This window comes from Halopseudomonas salina, from assembly GCF_008641105.1.
Map to the genome: position 1 here is coordinate 18,340 of NZ_VTTI01000013.1, position 19,477 is coordinate 37,816.

16 protein-coding genes are annotated in these 19,477 nt (G+C 57.2%); 1 reads left to right on the forward strand and 15 read right to left on the reverse strand.

Annotated elements, in window-relative coordinates:
* Positions 1-3: 3 nt before the first annotated feature.
* The 8 genes from FZF01_RS17045 to FZF01_RS17080 form a co-directional block, all read right to left on the reverse strand.
* Positions 4-2,733, reverse strand: coding sequence for a LuxR C-terminal-related transcriptional regulator (locus FZF01_RS17045; protein ID WP_188434446.1), 2,730 nt, complete (start codon positions 2,731-2,733; stop codon positions 4-6).
* Positions 2,734-2,906: 173 nt separating this feature from the next.
* Entirely contained in the window at positions 2,907-5,033 is a 2,127-nt protein-coding gene (locus FZF01_RS17050) for a PQQ-dependent dehydrogenase, methanol/ethanol family (RefSeq protein ID WP_150276807.1), read from the reverse strand.
* Positions 5,034-5,063: 30 nt separating this feature from the next.
* Complete coding sequence (locus FZF01_RS17055; RefSeq protein ID WP_150276806.1) at positions 5,064-5,852, reverse strand: alpha/beta fold hydrolase; 789 nt, start codon at positions 5,850-5,852, stop codon at positions 5,064-5,066.
* A gap of 231 nt (positions 5,853-6,083) precedes the next feature.
* Entirely contained in the window at positions 6,084-6,788 is a 705-nt protein-coding gene (locus FZF01_RS17060; RefSeq protein ID WP_150276805.1) for a TSCPD domain-containing protein, read from the reverse strand.
* Positions 6,789-6,864: 76 nt separating this feature from the next.
* Positions 6,865-9,018, reverse strand: a complete 2,154-nt coding sequence (locus tag FZF01_RS17065) for an adenosylcobalamin-dependent ribonucleoside-diphosphate reductase (RefSeq protein ID WP_150276804.1) — start codon at positions 9,016-9,018, stop codon at positions 6,865-6,867.
* A gap of 248 nt (positions 9,019-9,266) precedes the next feature.
* Positions 9,267-9,851, reverse strand: a complete 585-nt coding sequence (locus FZF01_RS17070) for a DUF1285 domain-containing protein (RefSeq protein ID WP_150276803.1) — start codon at positions 9,849-9,851, stop codon at positions 9,267-9,269.
* A gap of 14 nt (positions 9,852-9,865) precedes the next feature.
* Complete coding sequence (locus FZF01_RS17075; protein ID WP_150276802.1) at positions 9,866-10,471, reverse strand: DUF4823 domain-containing protein; 606 nt, start codon at positions 10,469-10,471, stop codon at positions 9,866-9,868.
* A 43-nt stretch (positions 10,472-10,514) separates the two neighbouring features.
* A complete protein-coding gene (locus FZF01_RS17080; RefSeq protein WP_150276801.1) occupies positions 10,515-11,411 on the reverse strand; it encodes a radical SAM protein in 897 nt (298 codons plus the stop codon).
* Positions 11,412-11,584: 173 nt separating this feature from the next.
* On the opposite strand from FZF01_RS17080, the gene FZF01_RS17085 reads away from it, so the two are divergent.
* Complete coding sequence (locus FZF01_RS17085; RefSeq protein ID WP_150276800.1) at positions 11,585-13,249, forward strand: carboxylesterase/lipase family protein; 1,665 nt, start codon at positions 11,585-11,587, stop codon at positions 13,247-13,249.
* Positions 13,250-13,295: 46 nt separating this feature from the next.
* Here the strand turns inward: FZF01_RS17085 and FZF01_RS17090 are convergent, their stop codons facing one another.
* From FZF01_RS17090 to FZF01_RS17120, 7 genes are all read right to left on the reverse strand, one after another.
* Positions 13,296-13,940: a TetR/AcrR family transcriptional regulator gene (locus tag FZF01_RS17090; protein ID WP_150276799.1), complete on the reverse strand. Its 645-nt coding sequence runs from the start codon at positions 13,938-13,940 to the stop codon at positions 13,296-13,298.
* An 84-nt stretch (positions 13,941-14,024) separates the two neighbouring features.
* Positions 14,025-14,876: an ABC transporter permease gene (locus tag FZF01_RS17095; protein ID WP_150276798.1), complete on the reverse strand. Its 852-nt coding sequence runs from the start codon at positions 14,874-14,876 to the stop codon at positions 14,025-14,027.
* Positions 14,873-15,748, reverse strand: coding sequence for an ABC transporter permease (locus tag FZF01_RS17100; protein WP_150276797.1), 876 nt, complete (start codon positions 15,746-15,748; stop codon positions 14,873-14,875). The genes FZF01_RS17095 and FZF01_RS17100 overlap by 4 nt, the downstream gene beginning before the upstream one ends.
* Positions 15,745-16,848, reverse strand: a complete 1,104-nt coding sequence (locus FZF01_RS17105) for an ABC transporter ATP-binding protein (protein WP_150276796.1) — start codon at positions 16,846-16,848, stop codon at positions 15,745-15,747. Before FZF01_RS17105 ends, FZF01_RS17100 begins: the two co-directional genes overlap by 4 nt.
* Before the next feature lie 66 nt (positions 16,849-16,914).
* Positions 16,915-17,976, reverse strand: coding sequence for an extracellular solute-binding protein (locus FZF01_RS17110; RefSeq protein WP_150276795.1), 1,062 nt, complete (start codon positions 17,974-17,976; stop codon positions 16,915-16,917).
* A 326-nt stretch (positions 17,977-18,302) separates the two neighbouring features.
* Positions 18,303-19,079, reverse strand: coding sequence for a TatD family hydrolase (locus tag FZF01_RS17115; RefSeq protein ID WP_150276794.1), 777 nt, complete (start codon positions 19,077-19,079; stop codon positions 18,303-18,305).
* Between the two features lie 11 nt (positions 19,080-19,090).
* The gene (locus FZF01_RS17120) at positions 19,091-19,447 is read right to left on the reverse strand and encodes a PilZ domain-containing protein (protein WP_150276793.1); all 357 of its coding nucleotides are present in this window, start codon (positions 19,445-19,447) and stop codon (positions 19,091-19,093) included.
* Positions 19,448-19,477: the final 30 nt, after the last annotated feature.

Consider the following 19,477-nt stretch of genomic DNA (forward strand, 5'->3'; position numbering starts at 1 on the left):
CCCTCAACCAGTCTGCAGCATCACTGCTGCCTGAGCACGGTTATCTACCTTGAGTTTGGCAAAGATACTTTTCATATGGGATTTGATGGTTTCTGGTGTTACGTTCAGGTCACGTGCGATCTGTTTGTTCGATTTGCCCTCGGCCACCAAGTGCATTACCTGGCGCTCTTTCACAGTCAACTCAAGCAGAGCTGCATTGCACACGGTTACCGCTCCCTCATCGGGCAGATTCTCGCTGAACCACCCCTGAGCGCCGGTCCACCATTCATCCGACACCTTGCCCTCCAAAGCACCACATAGATCCGCTACGGGTAAATCCTGCAGCACACTGATAGCCCCGGTCTCACGCACGACGCCAAGTACTTTGCCAAGCAGATTTTCGCCGCGCTCTCTTTCACCCTGTATGCAACACAACACACCTGTCGCCAGGGCAACTTCTGCATACATAATCTGCAACTGCCTCTGTTCAAGCTCGGCAAGTAAAGCAGCGCTACTTGCCAAAAGGCCAGCTTTCGACTCCAGCCCATTGACGGCCAGCCAGAGCGCACCCAGATGTGCGTACACCTGGCGATCCAGACTCACGTCTTCGCCCTGTTCGGCAGCCAGTTCCACCAGATAGTGGCTGCACGCAATAGCCTCGCGGTGCTTGCCATCGCGCAGGTTCAACCAGGTCCGCTCCAGCAGTACCCTGGCGCGTAATCGCGTCCATTTGCGCTGTGTTGCCAATACATCGAGCTGCTCGAGGGTCCGCCGGGCACGGGTCGCGAATCCTCTCCGCCACTGCAGGCGCGCACTGGTGCAATAGGCCGCGGCCATGCAGTCGAGGAATCCACCCATGGCGATAAAATCCATGCACTGGGCCAGATAAGACTCGGCCAACTGGCTGTCCCCGCGCAGGTAGGCCAGTTGCGCCAACAAGGCCTGAGGTAACGCCACAAGAGCCGGATTGGGTCGATTGAGGCTGAGATCAAAGGTCTGGTCGATCCGCGCCAGCAGAATGTGAAGACATTCGGTTGCAGGACCTATACGGCCCTGGGCAGACTCCGCCAGGGCATGAATCGATTGCCGATAGCAATCATGGAACAGCAGGTTCGGTGTCGGACTGTTGTCCAGCAGACTTGGCGGTAGCGTGTAAAACGCATCCCAGCGGCTGGCGTGGTAATGGCTGCAACTCATCAGATTGAGCAGTACGTTCGTCACCCAGGGACGAAGCGGCACGGCTTCGAAACAGCTGACTGCAAGCGCTCCGGAGCGTTCATTGTGATCTGCCAGACCCAGCAACATGGCATTGAGGGCCTGCATTTCCCAATACAGAGGACGCTTCTCGAGCGTACTTTCAGGACCCGTCCGGCTTTGCACTTCCGCTAGCAATGTCTGCGCAGCATCCACTTCAAGGGCGAGCCCCATGGCCCATGCCCGCGCCATTTTCAGTTGGATTGGGGCGTCGAACTCCTGAAGCTTCCAGCGCTTCTCAAGCATGACCAGAGTGGTGAAATCTCCCTGTTCAAGCAATTCCATTGCGCACTGGTTTATCCACTCCCGCACCGCTTCTGTATGGCCACTTTCAAGCCCTAGACGAATCGCGTCCAGCCAATACTCGTGCAGTGCAAACCAGCTTGCCGCGCGCAGTAGCAGGTCACGGGCAGCCAACTCATCCTGCTCGATGCACTCTTTCTTCAGGTAGCTGCGAAACAACGGGTGCAGGCTGAACCAGTTTTCACTCTCGTCCAGAGCGCTGATAAACAGTTGGCGTTGTTGCAACAGGGTCAACATTTGGCGCGCCCGAGGCGCTCCGAACAACTCGGTAAGCAGACCAACACTGAACTTGTCGAGCAATCCCAGTTGATACAAATGCTCGCGACTGGAGGCTTCCAGAGACTGCATCAGCTCATCAAAGAGAATACAGATGCTGCGCGTGGCCAGTCGCGGCCGACCACCAGGATTGATCTGTGGCGTCAGCAGGAAAGCACGCAAGGAAGCAATCCAGCCATCCGAACCCTGCTGAATCGCGCTTAGTTCGCCAGCCTGTTCCAGCTCCACACCGGCCTTCTTCAGGAGGTCGCGGGTCTCATCCAGAATGAACCGCAGGTGATGGCCATCCACCTCGAGCAGGTCATCGGCATACAGGTGTTCCAACAAGGCGTTGGGCAGTTCGCGGCGCCCAATGAGCACTACGTGCAGCAGATCGGGAGCCCGCTGCAGAAAGAAACGCAATGCACCGACCAGAACGCTGTCGCTGATACGATGAAAATCGTCGATAAAAAGCACCACGGGCCGGCCGTAGCCTGTCAGCTCATTAATCAGCAGGCTGGCCAGGGTTTCCATGGTGAAAAAGGTCAGCTCGGCACGCAGGCTCAGACAGGCCCGCCCAACCTCAGGCGCAGCTTGATTCAGAGCCGCAGCCAGGTAGAAAAGCACACGCTGGACTGACTCATCCTCCTCGTCCAGTGACAACCAGGCAACAGTATGACCCTGGGAGCCAAGCCGATCTGCCCAGATAGTCGCCAGGGTTGTCTTGCCGAATCCGGGAGGCGCCTTGAGCAAGGAAAGACGTCTTTCGGCTACCTGAGCCGCCATATCCTCGAGACGCGACCGGGGCAGAATACCTCGCCCCAGGCGTGGCGGTATGAGCTTGGTGGAGAGCAGCAGGGGTACGTCGTTGCCTGGCTTTGTGGATTCATTCCCCACGTCGCCGGCGGCTATAGGAATTATGGCACCGCCTTTCATATTCATAAGGTCAGTCATCCTGGTTCACACGGGCCGGGTTTTACCGGCCTCTTGTTATTGGCTGAACTACAGCGCCTGGCATCGATACAGGCCTGTTTTCAGCATAACAGTGAACAGGCCCGAGAAAAGCGCAAGCGCTTTAAACGAGCCTATCATAAGGATTACTGATATTAGAGTAATTACTCGGCAGCAGTGGATCCCTCCCCAGTCGACTCGGCTGACACCTGCATCGCCTGCATGTAGGTCTCGTACTCCCGATGCAGGACATACAGCCGAATGTTATCCACCTGCTCAGGCGTCAGGCTGGTGGCGAAGCTGGGCATACCCTGGGACTGCAGCAGGCCTTCCAGAAGGATGGCCTGGTAGGCGGCGCGCACTGGCTCGGCCGAATGGCGCAGGTCCGGCAGCACGCCACCGCCAATTACACCCGCACCGTGACAGACCGCGCAATATTGCGCATACAACAGCTTGCCTGCCTCAACATCAGCCTTCGCTGCTATGACCGGTTCCGGCACACGCTCTGATGCTGGCGGTTCGGCCAACGCCGGCAATGTGGCCTGGCCCCCGACCTTGAATACCAGCATGCGACTGACATTACGTACGCCGGTGGCTACCGCCGCATCACCGCCAAACAAGGCAGCGGCCCCACCCCAACCGGCCATCAATGCAATATATTGATCATCGCCGTGCTTGAAGGTCATCGGTGCGGCGATGATGCCGGTCTGCGCGTCAAAGTCCCAGAGTTGCTCACCCTCGTCCGCGGTATAGGCAACCAGCTTGCCGGCCGCAGTGCCCTGAAACACCAGATTCCCCGCCGTGGTCAAGGTACCACCATTCCAGTGATTATCATGCTCTACGCGCCAGGCCGCCTCCTGCTTCACCGGGTCCCAGGCCACCAGTGCGCCGGAAGTATACTCTCGGGGCAGTTCAGTGATTTCCGAGGATCCCGCACCGGTATTGAATGCCTCACGCTTGACGAAACCCTTGCCCTCGTTACTGTAGGTGCCCGGTACTTCCTGGTAGGGAATGTAGACCAGACCGGTCTGGGGGTTGAAGGACATCGGATGCCAGTTATGCGCGCCGAAGGGGCTTGGCCACATGACTATCATTTCTTCCTCGTAGCGCGCACCGGGTGTTTCCACTGGACGTCCAGTGGCCATGTCGATGCGTTCGGCCCAGGTCACCTTGCCGAATTTTTCTGCCGACAGGAGTTCACCCGTAGCGCGATCAAGCACATAGAAAAAGCCATTCTTGGGCGCCTGCATCAATACCTGACGCTCCTTGCCGTCGATCTCCAGGTTGGCCAGGGTGATCTGCTGGGTCGCAGTAAAATCCCAGGTATCGCCGGGGTTGACCTGGTAGTGCCAGACCAGTTTTCCGGTATCCGGTCGTACAGCCAGAATGGATGATAGAAACAGGTTATCTCCACCGCCTGGGCTGCGAATTTCACGGTTCCAGGGCGAGCCATTGCCAGTGCCGACATACAGCAGGTCAAGCTCCGGATCGTAAGCCATACTGTCCCAGGCGGTACCGCCGCCGCCCAGTGACCAGTCGGTATCCTTGCTCCAGGTTTTGGCCGCTTCCAGCAACTCAGGGTGCTCTACCGGCTTGGAGGGATCAGCAGGCACAGTATAGAAGCGCCAGCGCATCTCGCCTGTCTGGGCGTCATAGGCAGAAAAATAGCCGCGCACGCCGAACTCGGCACCGCCATTGCCGATCATGATCATGCCCTTGACCACGCGGGGCGCAGCAGTGATGGTGTAGGGCTGGCTGTTATCGGTCGTTTGCTGGCTCCAGACCTCGTTACCGGTCTTGGCGTCCAGGGCGATCAACCGTCCATCCAGCGTACCCACGTAGACCTTGCCTTCATGCAGAGCCACTCCGCGGTTTACCGCATCACAGCATGCATGCCTGCCCTTGGCCTTGTTCACTTTTGGATCGAAACTCCAGAGAATCTCCCCGGATACGGCGTCAACCGCCATCACCCGGCTCCACGACAGTGAGGTGTAGAGCACGCCGTCGCTGTAAAGCGGTGTTGCTTCAAGCCCGCGGTTGTTATCCAGATCTATAGACCATGCCAGGCCCAGCTTGCCGACTGTCTGTTCATTCAGATCGGTCAAAGGACTGTGGCGCTGGCCGGCCAGCGTGCGGTCGTAGCTCAACCACTCTCCGCTTGCCATTGCGGGCATGTGGGCCACGGCGCCAGCGGGCTCATCCGCGTAACTGACGGACCAGCCAAGCATTCCGGCTGCAAGGGCTGTAGCAACGCCGACCAGGCACGTATTGCGCTTTATTATTCTTGTCATTGCATTCTCTCTCTAGGTGATTGGGTCTGTTCAGGCTTCGGCAAAGTCACCAATACGCTGAGCAACTGCCTCTGGCGCCTCAAGCGCTACCGAATGCCCGGCACCGGGAATCACGTACATGTCACCGTGTCCGCTGGTATCCACAATTTGCTGGGAAAGTTCTATTGAATAGGCGTGATCCTGCTCACCAGCCAGCACCAGCAGAGGCACCTCCAGCAAGGCAATCTCTGGCAGAACACTCTGGCGATGGATAACACCCCGGGCGGCTGCACCGATGCCAGTATCCAGATCAAGCATCTTGCTGCGCCAATGGGCTAACAGCGGCTCGCGGGCTGGGTCCGAAAAAATGTCGTCGCCAAACATGATATGCATCAGGGTATCGATATGGTCAGCTGGTCCATTACGCGCCAGATCCTCGACCAAGGGCTCGAAGGCAGCCAGCTTGTGCTCCAGATCCGCGCTGCTGCCCATCACGATGCACCCGGCCACCAGATGCGGATACCGCGCAGCCAGGCGCAAGGCGACAAAGCCGCCCATGGAGTTGCCTGCGACTTGGCACGGACCAAAATCCAGGGCCGCGATCAACGCAGCTGCATCGCGGGTCAGATTGTCCATGTCCAGCGCGCCCTTACGGCCACTGGCGCCCTGGCCCCGGTGGTCGTAGGCAACAATCTCAAAGCGATCCTTGAGCAGCTCGATCAGAGGCTCGAACATGCTCAGATCAAAGAACAGTGAATGGCTGAGAAGCAGTCGCGGACCGCCCGCAACGCCGGTTCGCAGATAGTGAATAGTCGTATCGTTGATCTGGATACTGGGCATGGATCGCCTCCTGCTGAAGCCACCGTCGGATCACGGGGCACTGTCGATCCTAGGCGCGCAGAAGGCGTAACTTCACCCCCCTGTTGGGGGAGAAGTTCGAATACCTGTAGCCGGCATGCATCTGAATATTTCTGAAAACAGCTGAATCAGATAGCAAAAAGCCCCTGGAAAGGGGCTTTAGACTAGTCTCGATCAGGTTATGCCAATGATCGGGTCAGGACACGAAAGGGCTCAACCGCACTTGCTATCACCACAATTGAGGCAGGTCAGACAGCCATCCATTTGCACTGCCGCCTGTGTGTGGCACTTGCCGCACATCTGTGCGCCAGGCGGGTAGGACTCGGTGCTGTCGTCACAATCGGAAGCAGCCTGGCCCTGGGGCTTGAGGCTGACAAACTCGGCCCGCTTCTGTTCGAGGTAAGCACGCTGATGCTCGTCCATCTCGTTGGTCATCATGCCGATGCGCGTCAGGTGCTGCTCGAGCACATCACCGATCTCGGCGACCAGCGAGGGCATCCAGCGACCCCCGCGCTTCATGTAACCACCCTTGGGGTCGAACACACTACGCAGCTCTTCCACCAGGAAGGTGCAATCACCACCCTTGCGAAAAACGGCAGAGATAATCAGCGTGAGGGCTGAAATCCACTGGTAGTGCTCCATGTTCTTGGAGTTGATGAAAATCTCGAAGGGTCGGCGAATTTCATGATCGCTGCCGTGGTTGAGAATAACATCATTAATGGTGACGTAGATCGCGTGCTCGGACGTCGGCGTCTTGATCTTATAGGTCGAGCCTTCCAGAAACTCGGGACGCTTGAGCTTCTCGTGCATCTCTTCCAGTTGCTCGTCAGGCGCCGCGATCACCTCCAGTGGGGCAACTGGCTCATCGGGTTTGACTACCGCGTAGTCGACAATCTTGCTGCTTATCTTCAATGCCATTTCCTGATCCTCACCCGGCTCTGGCCGGGCTCTTTACTGTTCGTTAGCGGGGAGCCGCGCACGGGGCTCCGATGTGTCAGAACTTACCGTAATAGCCTTCTTTCAAGGCGTCGTAGAGGTTCGCTGCGCTGTGCATCTCGCCGTCATACTCGATCTCGTCACCGCCCTTGGCCTCAACAAAACTGCCGTCTTCTAGCTTGAAGCGGTAAGTGGTGTTAGCCAGATCCTGCTCCTTGACCAGAACGCCCTGGAAGGCTTCGGGGTTGAAGCGGAAAGTGGTGCAGCCCTTGAGGCCCTTCTCGAACGCGTAGCGGTAGATATCCTTGAAATCTTCATAGGGATAATCGGTCGGTACGTTGGCCGTCTTGGAGATGGACGAGTCCACCCACTTCTGCGCTGCGGCCTGCACATCCACGTGCTCGGTCGGCTTGACGTCGTCAGCGGCGATAAAATAGTCGGGCAGGTTGCGGGTACCCGCCTCCATGCTCGGCAATGCATCGGCATTGACGAAGTGACGGTAAGCCAGCAACTCGAAGCTGAACACGTCGACCTTTTCCTTGGACTTCTTGTTTGCGCGAATCACGTTACGGAAGTAGTGGTGGGCGAAGCTTGGCTCGATTCCATTGGACGCGTTATTGGCCAGCGACAGGGAAATCGTGCCCGTGGGCGCAATCGAGCTGTGGTGGGTAAAACGTGCGCCCTTCTCGCTCAAGGCGGCAACCAGCTCCGCATCTTCACCGGCAATCTGCTGCATGTAACGGCTGTATTTCGCCCAAAGAATCTTGCCCTTGAGACTGTCACCGGCCTTGATGCCGTCGGCGCGCATTTCCGGACGCTTGACCAGCATGGCTTCAGTCACGGTGAACTCTTCATCCATGATCGGGGCTGCGCCCTTTTCTTCACTCAGCTGCAGCGCTGTGCGCCAGCCCTGCACCGCCATCTCCTTGGAGACCTGCTCGGTAAAGTCCAGCGACTTGGGCTCGCCATATTTCATGCACAACATGGTCATGGTTGAACCCAGGCCCAGAAAGCCCATGCCGTGACGGCGCTTGCGGAAAATCTCCGCACGTTGCTCTTCCAGAGGCAGGCCGTTGATCTCGACCACGTTGTCGAGCATGCGGGTAAAGACATCTACCACTTTGCGGTATTCATCCCAGTCAAAGCGGGCCTTCTCGGTGAAGGGATCGCGCACAAACAGGGTCAGGTTGATCGAACCCAGCAGGCAGGCGCCATGGGGCGGCAGAGGCTGCTCACCACAGGGGTTGGTAGCGCGGATCTCTTCACAGAACCAGTTGTTGTTCATCTGATTGACGCGGTCGATCAGGATGAAGCCGGGCTCGGCGAAGTCGTAGGTCGAGGTCATGATCATGTCCCAGATCCGACGCGCCTTCAGCACCTTGGACACCCGACAGGCCACACGACCATCTTCGCGGGTCAGGTAACGCTGGGTGGCGGGTAGCTCACGCCAGATCACCTGATCATCATTGGCCAGATCCAGACCATCCGCATCGACCTCAGACTGGGTCAGCGGAAAGGACAGTTTCCAATCGGCATCGTCGGCCACTGCCTGCATGAAATCTTCAGTAATCAACAGCGACAGATTGAACTGACGCAGCCGACCACCTTCACGCTTGGCGCGGATAAAGTCCATGACATCAGGATGGCCAACATCGAAGGTCGCCATCTGGGCACCGCGGCGGCCACCGGCGGAGGAAACGGTGAAGCACATCTTGTCGTAGATATCCATGAACGACAGAGGGCCGGAGGTGTACGCACCGGCGCCGGAGACGTATGCGCCCTTGGGCCGCAGTGTGGAAAACTCGTAACCGATACCGCAACCCGCCTTGAGCGTCAGGCCTGCCTCGTGCAGCTTGGACAGGATGTCGTCCATGGAGTCGCCGATAGTAGCCGATACCGTGCAGTTAATTGTCGAGGTAGCGGGCTTGTGCTCCAGAGCGCCAGCATTGGACGTGATACGGCCGGCGGGTATCGCGCCATGACGCAACGCCCAGAGGAACTGCTCGTACCAGTGCTCACGTACAGAGGGCTCTTCCACATCGGCAATAGCCCGGGCAACGCGCTGATAGGTCTCGTCGACGGTCGAATCGATCGCTACCCCATCCTTGGTTTTCAACCGGTACTTGGTATCCCAGATATCCTCGGAGGCTGGCTGCATCGGGATGTCGGTGACCGTGTTGTGCAGGCGCTGCACCTTGGCTGTCTGGTTCATTATTATCTCCTGAAATACTCGGCTACACCCCGTAAAACCACGTTGTCAACGCCCAATGGCGCCTGGGAGTTTACGGGGAAGAAACACTACTTGTTGTGCATAGCGAGCAATCCTAGACCCAGATATGGTAAATATCAATATCTGGCAGACCACAAAAAAGTACTTTTTCCGCTTGACTTGAAGAGAGCCAGAAAGGACGTGGCCGGGGAGCGCCGACCAGACCGGCCGGCGAGGATTTCGGGGAAATATCAGGCGCGGTTGCCGTCTATCGGAAAGAAGCATCCGTTGCTCCAGACGCCCAGACAAAGTGTGCCCTGGTGCTCGCGCTCAACGGCCAGCTCGACCAGTTGATAGAAAACATTGCGTCCGATCAGTGCCTCCAGATTGCGCCGCACCAGCACGTAGGGTGAGGGCTCCTGAGTGCCTGCATCGAGCTCGACGCGAATCGGATTGTCACTTCCTACTTCGACTGTATCTTCAAGGTTGGTAGTGAATGTCAGCTTCTGACTCTCGCCCTCACCTTCCACGTTGAGCAGGGTGGCCACAAATGGCGCGTCATCGACCTGAATAGCCCAGCGCTCGACGGGCGTCACCAGATAATAACGGCCATCGTCGTCAAGACGCAGAATGCTGGCAAATAACTGCACCAAAGCCTTGCGACTGATTGGATCACCCTCGTGGTACCAGGTGCCATCGCGGGTAATCTGCAGATCCATTTCGCCACTGACCGGCGGATCCCACTGATCAACCGGAGCCGGTTGCGGGCGACGGGTCGAATTGGCGCCGGGGATGCTGTCGAGCAGCGACTGGTGCGGTGGTGGTCGTCGGGTCATGGTGTTACCTCTATTCAACGGCCGAGCAATTGCCGGGTGTAGTCTTCCAGCGGCGGACGCAGCAGATCCGTTGGCTCGGACTGGTAAAATTGCAGGAAACCGCCGCGCGTAGCGACAACGGCATGATCGATCATCCGGCGCGTAGCCGTTTCCATCAGAATCAGATGCAGGGTGGCGCGATCAACACCAACATCACCCAGGCGACGGGAATCTTCCCAGTGTTCACGGTCTCCGACCTGATCTTCGGCACTGGCAAAGCGGGTGTACAGAAGATAGTCCATGCCATGGACGTATGCCTGATCCAGGGCCTCTTCCAATCCCAATGGTGTCTCCGCACGACGCATCAGGGGAAACACCTGTACTGCCGCGGCAAAGGTTTCCTCGGCGACAACATTCGGACGTGCATAGGGATGGCCCACCGGGACGAAATGCCCCTGGGCAATAAACAGACTGGAGTCGGATTGCAGGCTCCAGTTGGCCTGTCGGGTGATGGTGTAATTATCCATCAACCCTGCGTCACCCAAATGGTAACGCGCGGTTTTCTGCATGTCGGACGGCTTGACGCAGCCGGTCAGTGCCAACAGGGCGGTGAGTAAAATGGCTATTGCTGTCCAGCGCATCCTGATTTCCTCGGCATGTTACCTGGTGGCTCAATGGAGCCTATTACAGACCGCGCATCCACTCCGGTCGCAAACGCGCCCGCTCGGGCCGCTCGATGGCGTTCTTCACCTGCTCCAGTATTCGCTCCTTGTCCGCCCCCAGCGTGCCCTTGAGCACCAGAGCGTTGGAAGCATGGTCACTGCGAAAGACGCTGTCGCGCAAGTCGAGCTCCTGGATAAACTGTTGCAATTCAAGAAACAGACTCTGCTGGTCCAGGGGTTCGAAATCGGGAAAGCGATCACGATAGCGTTCCATCCCCTGAGGAAAACTGACCACTAGCGTCGAAACAAATTCAGGCTGAGTTGCATTCATCAGTCTGGCAGAGTTGCGCGCGTGCTGCTCGCTCAAGCTCTTTCCGCCCAGACCATTGAGAATCATCACCGAACGCAGGATGCCAGCCTCCCCAGCCTTGGTCAGTGCCTGCTCGGTGGACTCGTAGGTTTCCCCCTTGTTGACGCGCTCAAGCACCTGATCATCTCCTGATTCGGCGCCCACATAGAGCATGGCCAATCCGGCCTCACGCAGCTCTCTGAGTTCCTCGACCGATTTACGCTTGAGATTGCGCGGCAGGCAGTAGGAAGTCACACGCTCCACCGTCGGCATGTGCTCACGTATAGCTTCAAGAATGGTCAACAGCCGGCGCGTGGGAAGCACCATGGCATCCCCGTCTGCCAGGAAGACGCGCTGAACAATCAACTGTTCGCCGCTGCGCCGTATCTCTTCAAGCACCTGTTTCTCATCCCGCGCACGGAATTTCTTCTGCTCATCTGTGTACATTTCACAAAATGTGCACTGATTCCAGGAGCAGCCATTGGTAACCGGCAGGATCAGCGAATGGGCTTCACTGGGGGGACGGAAGACGGGTTCTATGTAACTGACGGGGAACGACTGGGCAGACATGACTTCTCCGTTGGAGGGGGGGGGTGACGAGTCGACCCTGCAGTCTACTACGAAAAACCTCAAGGTAGGATCACCCGTATACGTTTCGCGCCTGCGGTGTGATTGATTTATCGTTTTAACTCGACTCGAGCCATATTTCGAATTAGAACAAACCAATCTGAGTGGATAAAACAATGAATCGATCCAGCCTCCCTTTTGCCGGCTTTTGCCGGACAGGGCTCGCCGCCGCCGTTTTCGCCGTAACCCTTACCGGCTGCCTCTCTGGAGGTGGCGGTGGTAGTGAAGCAGTGGCTACCCCCGACCCCCTAACTGTCACTACTACCGAGGGGGCTATCAAGGGCGTCACACTCGAGGGTGTGGAAGGTATCCGCGTATTCCGCGGCATACCCTATGCTGAACCGCCGGTTGGTGAACTACGATTTGCGCCAACAGTGCCAGCGGAGGACCGGTCGGAAACACTGCAGTTGAGCGACGCCTTCGGTAGCAGCTGTGTTCAGATCGATCTCGCTGTCAGAGCGCCGGCCGGAAATGAAGATTGTCTCTATCTCAATGTGTATGCGCCCGAGTCCGGCGAGAATCTTCCTGTAATGGTATGGCTTCATGGCGGGGCTTTCGTATTCGGCAATGGCGGTGGTGAATATGATCCAACTCGACTGGTGAAAGAAGACGTTATCGTCGTTACCCTGAACTACCGTCTTGGTTTGCTGGGCTTTCTCGCTCACCCCAACCTGGAGTCAGACGGAGGCAACTTCGGCTTGATGGACCAGCAACAGGCGCTGCGCTGGGTGAAGGAAAACGCTGCTGCCTTTGGCGGCGATTCGAACAATGTCACTATCTTTGGTGAATCCGCTGGCGGTCATAGCGTGATGAGCCATATCGCTTCACCACGAGCCAAAGAGGAAAATCTGTTCCAGCGCGCAATAGTACAAAGCGGTTCCTACGCCGCCTTCCAACAAAGCAAGGTTGACGCGCAAGCGACTGGCGAAACCGCTGCCACCGCGCTGGGCTGTGCCGATGGGGCAACGGCTGCAACCTGTCTGCGCGCTCTGCCGGCAATGAGTTTCCTGGCTGTGCAGGGCTCCCAGGTCATTCCCAACTCCGATCCAACTACCGACCTGCTGCCTGTGAGCATACAAACTGCGCTGGCCACCGGTTCATTCAATCAGGATCTGGACATCATGATCGGCAGCAACCAGGATGAAGGCACCCTGTTCGTCGCTCTGGATGAACTCACAGGCGACCCGCTTGATGTCCTGGGCGAGGCCGAATACCGCACACGCGTCGCTGATCTTTTTGAAGATTCAGGCCTGGATGCCGATGCCATCGCCACCTACTATCTGAATGAGTACCCCACCGGGGCAAATCGACTATCGCTGGCACTGTCGGCGATCTGGACCGACTCCAACTTCGCCTGCAACAGCTATGCACAGGCCAGCACGTTCGCGAACAGCAACATGAATACCTACCAGTACTGGTTCCGCGACGAAAATGCGCCCTGGACTTTGGTACCTGCGGCGAGCTTCCCACTGGGGGCAACACACGCCGGCGAGATTCCCTATGTTCTATACCCGGAGCAGGTGATGCGCGATCGTTATACGGGCGATAAAGACGAACTGGATGCACTGGCCAGCGACATGGTGGGCTACTGGGCCCAATTCGCCAAGGATGGCAACCCCAACAGCACCGACGGTGTAGCCCCCAACTGGGCGCAAGTATCCGCCGGTCAAATCAATACCCTGGACGTGTCGAGCCCTGGCAGTGGTTCGAACCTCAACTTCCTCGGATATCATCGCTGCGGTTATTGGGCAACCCCACCCCTGGCGGCGGCACCTCGTTAACCTGACCTTTCAATCTCCCACAGCAGCCCGGCTATTCGCCGGGCTGCTATGTTTCGGCCGACTCCAGCTCCTTCTTGCGCTTGGACTTGTTGCCCATGCGCACGCCTATATCCATCAGAAACTGCATATATCCTTCCTTGTCCTCGATCACATCCTGCCAGAACGGTGAGTGATACATCGCCATGGCGCCGTGCACCAGAGCCCAGGCCGCGCAGTAATGGAAGTAGGCTGGCACATTCTCCAGTTTGCCATCATCAATACGTTCCTGAATAACCCCGGTCAGATGGTTGAAGTTGGAGGCGCGGATCTTGTGCAACTCTTCAACAAGTTCAGGTAACTGATTGGATTTGACCAGTTTTTCTTCCAGACGATCAAACAGACGATAGCGTTCCGGATCGCTCATGCGGAAGGCGAAATAGTCGCGAGAAAGGGCTTCGCGGTCTCGCTCGATGCTTTCGGAATGCAGGAGACTGGCAAGATCGCGTTCATAGTCGAGCATCAGACGCAGATAGATTTCAGCCTTGGATTTGAAGTGCTTGTAGATGGTGCCCTTTCCGATACCCACTTCGTCGGCGATCATTTCAACCGTCACACTGTCTTCACCCTGCTCAAGGAACAGGCGCAGGGAGGTATCGAGTATTTCCTGCTCGCGACGCCGAAACTCGCGGACCTTTCGTGATTCTTTCTGCATGACGATTATGCACTTCCCTACCGGCAAAATCGGCATTATGCCAACTTGATGACCAAATTCCCATGATTGCTTGAAAGCTGACTGTCAGGCCCTTTTTTGAACACGAACAGCCACCAGCGCAAGCACCATCGAGCCAAGCATCAGCAACAGAGAGACAGCATTGAGTACCGGCGTAGCGCCCTCGCGAAGGCGACTGAACAACGTGATGGTCAGCGGCGCATCGGAGCCAACCAGCATCAGCGTGGTATTGAAGTTCTCGAACGACATCAGAAAACAGATCAGCGCTGCGCCGATGATTGCCGGCGCCAGAAACGGCAAGGTGACGGTCAGAACGGCAGTCAGATGTGAAGCACCCAGATTACGGGCGGCCTCTTCAAGCTGTATGTCGAAGGTTCGCAACCGCGCTGATATGACCAGAGTGGCGATGGTGCTGAGGAAGGCAAATTGACCCAACACCACCAGCAGCAGCCCGGGCCTAAGCATATCCAGGAAAATATCGTGATTGAAGTCGAAATAGTTGGCGATACGACTGGCAAAAATCAGAATGGATATACCCAGAATCACACCCGGGATAACCAGGGGTAGCAGCATCAGAATGAACAGCAGATTCTTGCCGGGGAAACGGTGGCGCTCAAAAAGAAAGGCATTGAGTGTGGCCAGGCTGACAGCCAGCACCGTGACACAACTGGCGACCAGAGCGCTGGTACCAACACTGCGCAAAATGGCGCGATCATGGAACAACCCTGTGCGCTCAGGGGTATTGGCCACAAACCAATCGAGCGTAAAGCCTTTCCAGGGCAGAGCCGGAAAGCTGCTGTCATTGAAGGCAAACACGCCCACAACGATCAGCGGTGCCGCCAGGTAAATGAAGAACACCAGCACATAGGCCGCATAGATCCAGCGAAATCGTCGGGTTAGCGGTAACGAGGCGATCATCGCATGGTCTCCGCAAAGGATTGCCGGCTCAACCTCAGGCCCAGCCACACAATCAGCGATGACAGCACCAGCAGCAGCACACCGAATGCGGCGCCCTGCTCCCAATTGAATCGGGTAATAAACTGGGTAAAAATCTGCTCGGTGAACCACATACTGTCCTTGCCACCAAGCAGTACCGGCGTGAGATAGTTGCCTACCGAAAGCATGAACACCACGATCGAACCGGAAACAATACCCGGCATAGCGTGGGGGATGACGATGTTGCGCGCAACGCTCAGATGATTGCCGCCCAGATCGTAGGCCGCCTCCACAAGACTGTCATCCAGGCTGTCCAGCGTGGTCACCAGGGGAACCAGCATGAACAGAATCGAGGCGTAGACCAACCCGACCATGATCGCCACATCGTTATAGAGCATCTCCACCGGCCCGGCGGCCAGGCCGCTCCACTGCAGCAAGCCGCTGATCACGCCACTTTCACGCAGCAGGATCATCCATCCATAGGTACGCACCAGTTCGCTGACCCAGAAAGGCACCAGGCATGCCAGAAACAGCAGCGAGCGCCTGCGACCACGCACCAGCTTGGCAATGTACCAGGCCACCGGAAAGGCAATAACCAGCGTCAGGAACGTGGTAAAAATTGAAATAAACGCAGTACGCACGAAGGTACGCCAGTACAGCGACTCGGTGAAAAACAGCTCGTAATGCATCCAGCTGAAACGATGCTCGGCAAAACCGATACGTTCACGCAGGGACACCAGCACCATATCCACATGCGGCAACACAATCAGTAGCAACAGCCACAATAACAACGGCAACATGAGCAGGAATACACCAAGGCCCAATCCGCCATGTGATGCCTTGTTCCCTCTCATGGAGCATCTGCCGCAAAATACTGCGCCTGGCTACTCATCCAGCCCAACTGCAGACGATCGCCCGGTTTCAGCCTGGCAAACTCCGGGGTCTGGGGAAGCCGGACGGTCAGCCCGACGCCCTGCTCCACCGTCGCACTGATACGACTGTTGGCGCCATCGAATAACAGTGTATTGATCTGAGCATTCAGGCAGTTGTCCATCCGGCATGTCTCACCCGGTAAAAACGGGCTGATACCTTCAGGCCGCACAAACAGTGAAACGGCGTCGCCCACACTGATCGGCAGAGCTCCTGCAGCGGTGGCTTGAATAGCCTGACCACTGGCCAGGGTGACCCGACCCGGAGCCGCCACACGTGCCTGAAGCCGGTTTGAGTCGCCAACAAATCCCGCCACAAAAGGGGTGGCCGGCTCGTAATACAAGGTTTGCGGGCTTGCTACCTGCTCGAAGCGGCCCTTATTCATCACGGCCACCTGATCAGACATGACCAGGGCTTCGGACTGGTCGTGGGTGATATAGACAAAGGTGGTGCCAAAGGTCTGCTGCAGCTGCTTGAGCTCCAGTTTCATCTGCTCGCGCAGCTTCAGATCCAGGGCGCCCAGGGGTTCATCCAGCAATAACACCGCCGGCTCCAGCACCAGACAGCGGGCGATGGCAATGCGCTGCTTTTGCCCACCGGAGAGTTGGTCCGGCTTGCGCTGCCCCACGTCGGGCAGCCCGACCCTTTCGAGTACGTCATTCACCCGCCGGGCAATATCTTTCCTGGCAACACCGCGACGTTTCAGCCCGTAGGCTATGTTGTCCGCGACGCTCATCATCGGAAACAGAGCCAGATGCTGGAACACCATATTCAGAGATCGCTTGTTGGGCGGTACTCCCCGCATGGACTGGCCCTTGATGCGGATGTCCCCGTGATCGGGTTCGACAAAGCCTGCAAGCATGCGCAGCAGCGTTGTTTTACCGCAGCCCGAGGGTCCCAGAATGGAGAAAAAGGAACCGGCCGGAATACTCAGGGAGATATTATCTACCGCCGCCTGGCCGGCAAACGCCTTGTACAGCTGGTGGCACTCAAGGTCCAGGGGGGTATCGGGTGTGAAAGGCATGGCATTTCCGTTGCAAAGGATCCTGATCGCCCGGCATTGCGCCGGACGAAAAGACCGGAATCAATGTCAGTTCGCGGCGCTAACGCGATCGAGAATACGCCCTTCAATGGTTTCCAGGCCCGGCGGAACCGGTGGATACCACTTGATATTCTCCAGTGCCGCTTCGTCGAAGCTGCTCTCGAAACTGTTTTTCAGCTTTGCATCGACAAAGGCTTCAGCGCCCCGGGATGCGGTGAAATTACCCGCCGACTGGGTAATCATTGCCGCAATTTCGGGCTGCATAACAAAGTTGATCCACTTGTAGGCCGCTTCATCATTGGCCCCACGACGCGGCAATGCAAAGGTATCGATCCAACCCAGCGCACCGCTGGCAGGCGCCACAAAGCTGATTTCCGGATTCTCGGCCTGGAGCTTCCAGCCGCCTGCATCCCAGCCCTTGGCCGCAACCACTTCGCCTGATGCAACCAGGTTGATCAGTTCGTCACCCCCGGTCCAGTAGGTTTTCACGTTGGGTTTGCAGGCAATCAGCTTTTCCTGCACACGCGTCATCATTGCCTCATAGGCTACGGGATCGTCGTAGGCCGCGAAGGGGTCCTCGCCCATGGAGAACGCCATACCGATCAGCATTGGCCGACGCAAGCGGTAGGAGACCCGGCCTGCCAATTCCGGCTTGCACAGGTCTGCGAAGCTGTTCACCTGACCCCGTACACTGTCGTGCACAATCAGGCCCGTTGTGCCCCACACATGGGGGACCGCATAGATGTCACCATCCAGTTCGGTGTTGGCCTTGGTGGCTGCCAGCATGGAGGGGATAAATAGGGAGGAGTCTATTTTGCTGGTGTCCATCGGCTTGTAGATCCGATATTCCTGCTGGGCACTGGTGATCCGATCCTGACTGGGCTGCGCCAGATCAAAACCCGAGCCGCCGGTGGCACGCAGTTTGGAAATCATGTCCTCGTTGTTGGACAGGGTTACCTGCACATCAATGCCGGTTTGCTCTTCGAATTGGCTGATCACTTCCTCGGGGGCATAACCGCCCCAGGTGAGCAAACGCAGCTCTTCAGCAATGGCGGAAAACGGCATGGCAAGGGTGATTACGGCAGGTACGAGCATCTGTTTCAAACGCATGATGTACTTCCTTTTATCGTCGTTGGTTCCCGGAAACTAAGTCATGACCGTGACAGTATAGTTACAGCAAAAAAAACTGCCCGACCGCGAGCTAACAACAGTTGACGATAAAATGCCGTGCGCGTATTCCAAATCGGTTTATGAAAGGGGAACAAAGGGCTGGCGGACTGCGGAATCTGGGCAATACTGAAGACATCAGGTTGACGCGCTCCCCCAGGCGCAAGGCCTGAAATGGTTGGGCCACGCCCGACCTCGCAACACTCCTAATGGTCTTGACCCGGATACTTCCCCCAGTATTCGGGTTTTTTTTGCGTCTGACCGCCAGATCACCTGGCCAGAGGAAACAGCCGATGAAAGTTATCCGTGGTGTTCTGCCATAGTGTGTCGAGGGGCTCACCGCGGATATCCGCCACGAATGCGGCTACCTCACAGACAAACTGGGGCTCGTTGGGTTTGCCCCGATGGGGGACCGGAGCCAGATAGGGAGAGTCGGTTTCAACCAGCAGCCGATCATTGGGTACACGGCGCGCTACATCTCTAAGTGCGTCGGCATTGCGAAAGGTGACAATACCCGACAAGGAAATGTAATAACCGAGGTCCAGCGCTTGGCGCGCCATATCCCAGTCCTCGGTAAAGCAGTGCAACACGCCGGTTTCAGCCAGATCGGCCTCGCGTAGCAGATCCAGAGTGTCCTGCCGCGCTGCCCGAGTGTGAATGATCACCGGCTTGCCGGTCTGCCTGGCAGCTGTCAGATGGCACTGAAAAGAGCGTTTCTGCTGTTCCGCCATATCAGGCTGGTAATGATAATCCAGGCCGGTTTCGCCAATGGCAACAACCCGCGGGTGATCAAGCTCCCCGATCAGCCAGTCGAGCTCGGTGAGTTGTGCATCGGCCAGATCCAGAGGATGCACACCCACACTGCAGTACACATCGGAATAACGCTCCGCCAGCCCCTTTACCACCGAGGCATTGGCAGCATCCACGCCGATACAGAGAAACTTGCCCACGCCTTTGGCCCGCGCCGCATCCAGCGCGGCATCAAGTGAACCTGCATGGGAGGTGAGATCCAAACGGTCGAGATGGCAGTGAGAGTCAATCAGCATGGAAACCCAGATTACATCGTATGGGTGGGCCGGTCGGACTTGAGTGCGCCAGCGAGGTAGGTTTCGATCTTGCTGCGCGCGGTGTTGTCCTGATCACTGAACTGCACGCCGATTCCCGCTGCCCGGTTACCCTGGGCGCCCTTTGGTGTGATCCAGATAACCTTTCCAGCCACCGGGATCTTCTCGGGCTCATCCATCAGGTTGAGCAACATGAAGACCTCATCGCTGAGCCGATAGCTCTTGTTGGTCGGAATGAAAAGCCCACCGTGCTTCACGAAAGGCATATAGGCCGCGTACAGAACCGACTTGTCCTTGATGGTCAGGGACAGGATTCCGTTGCGCGGACCGGGGGCGGTCGGATTACTCATGTTAGATTCATCCTGATCAATAATGTCTGC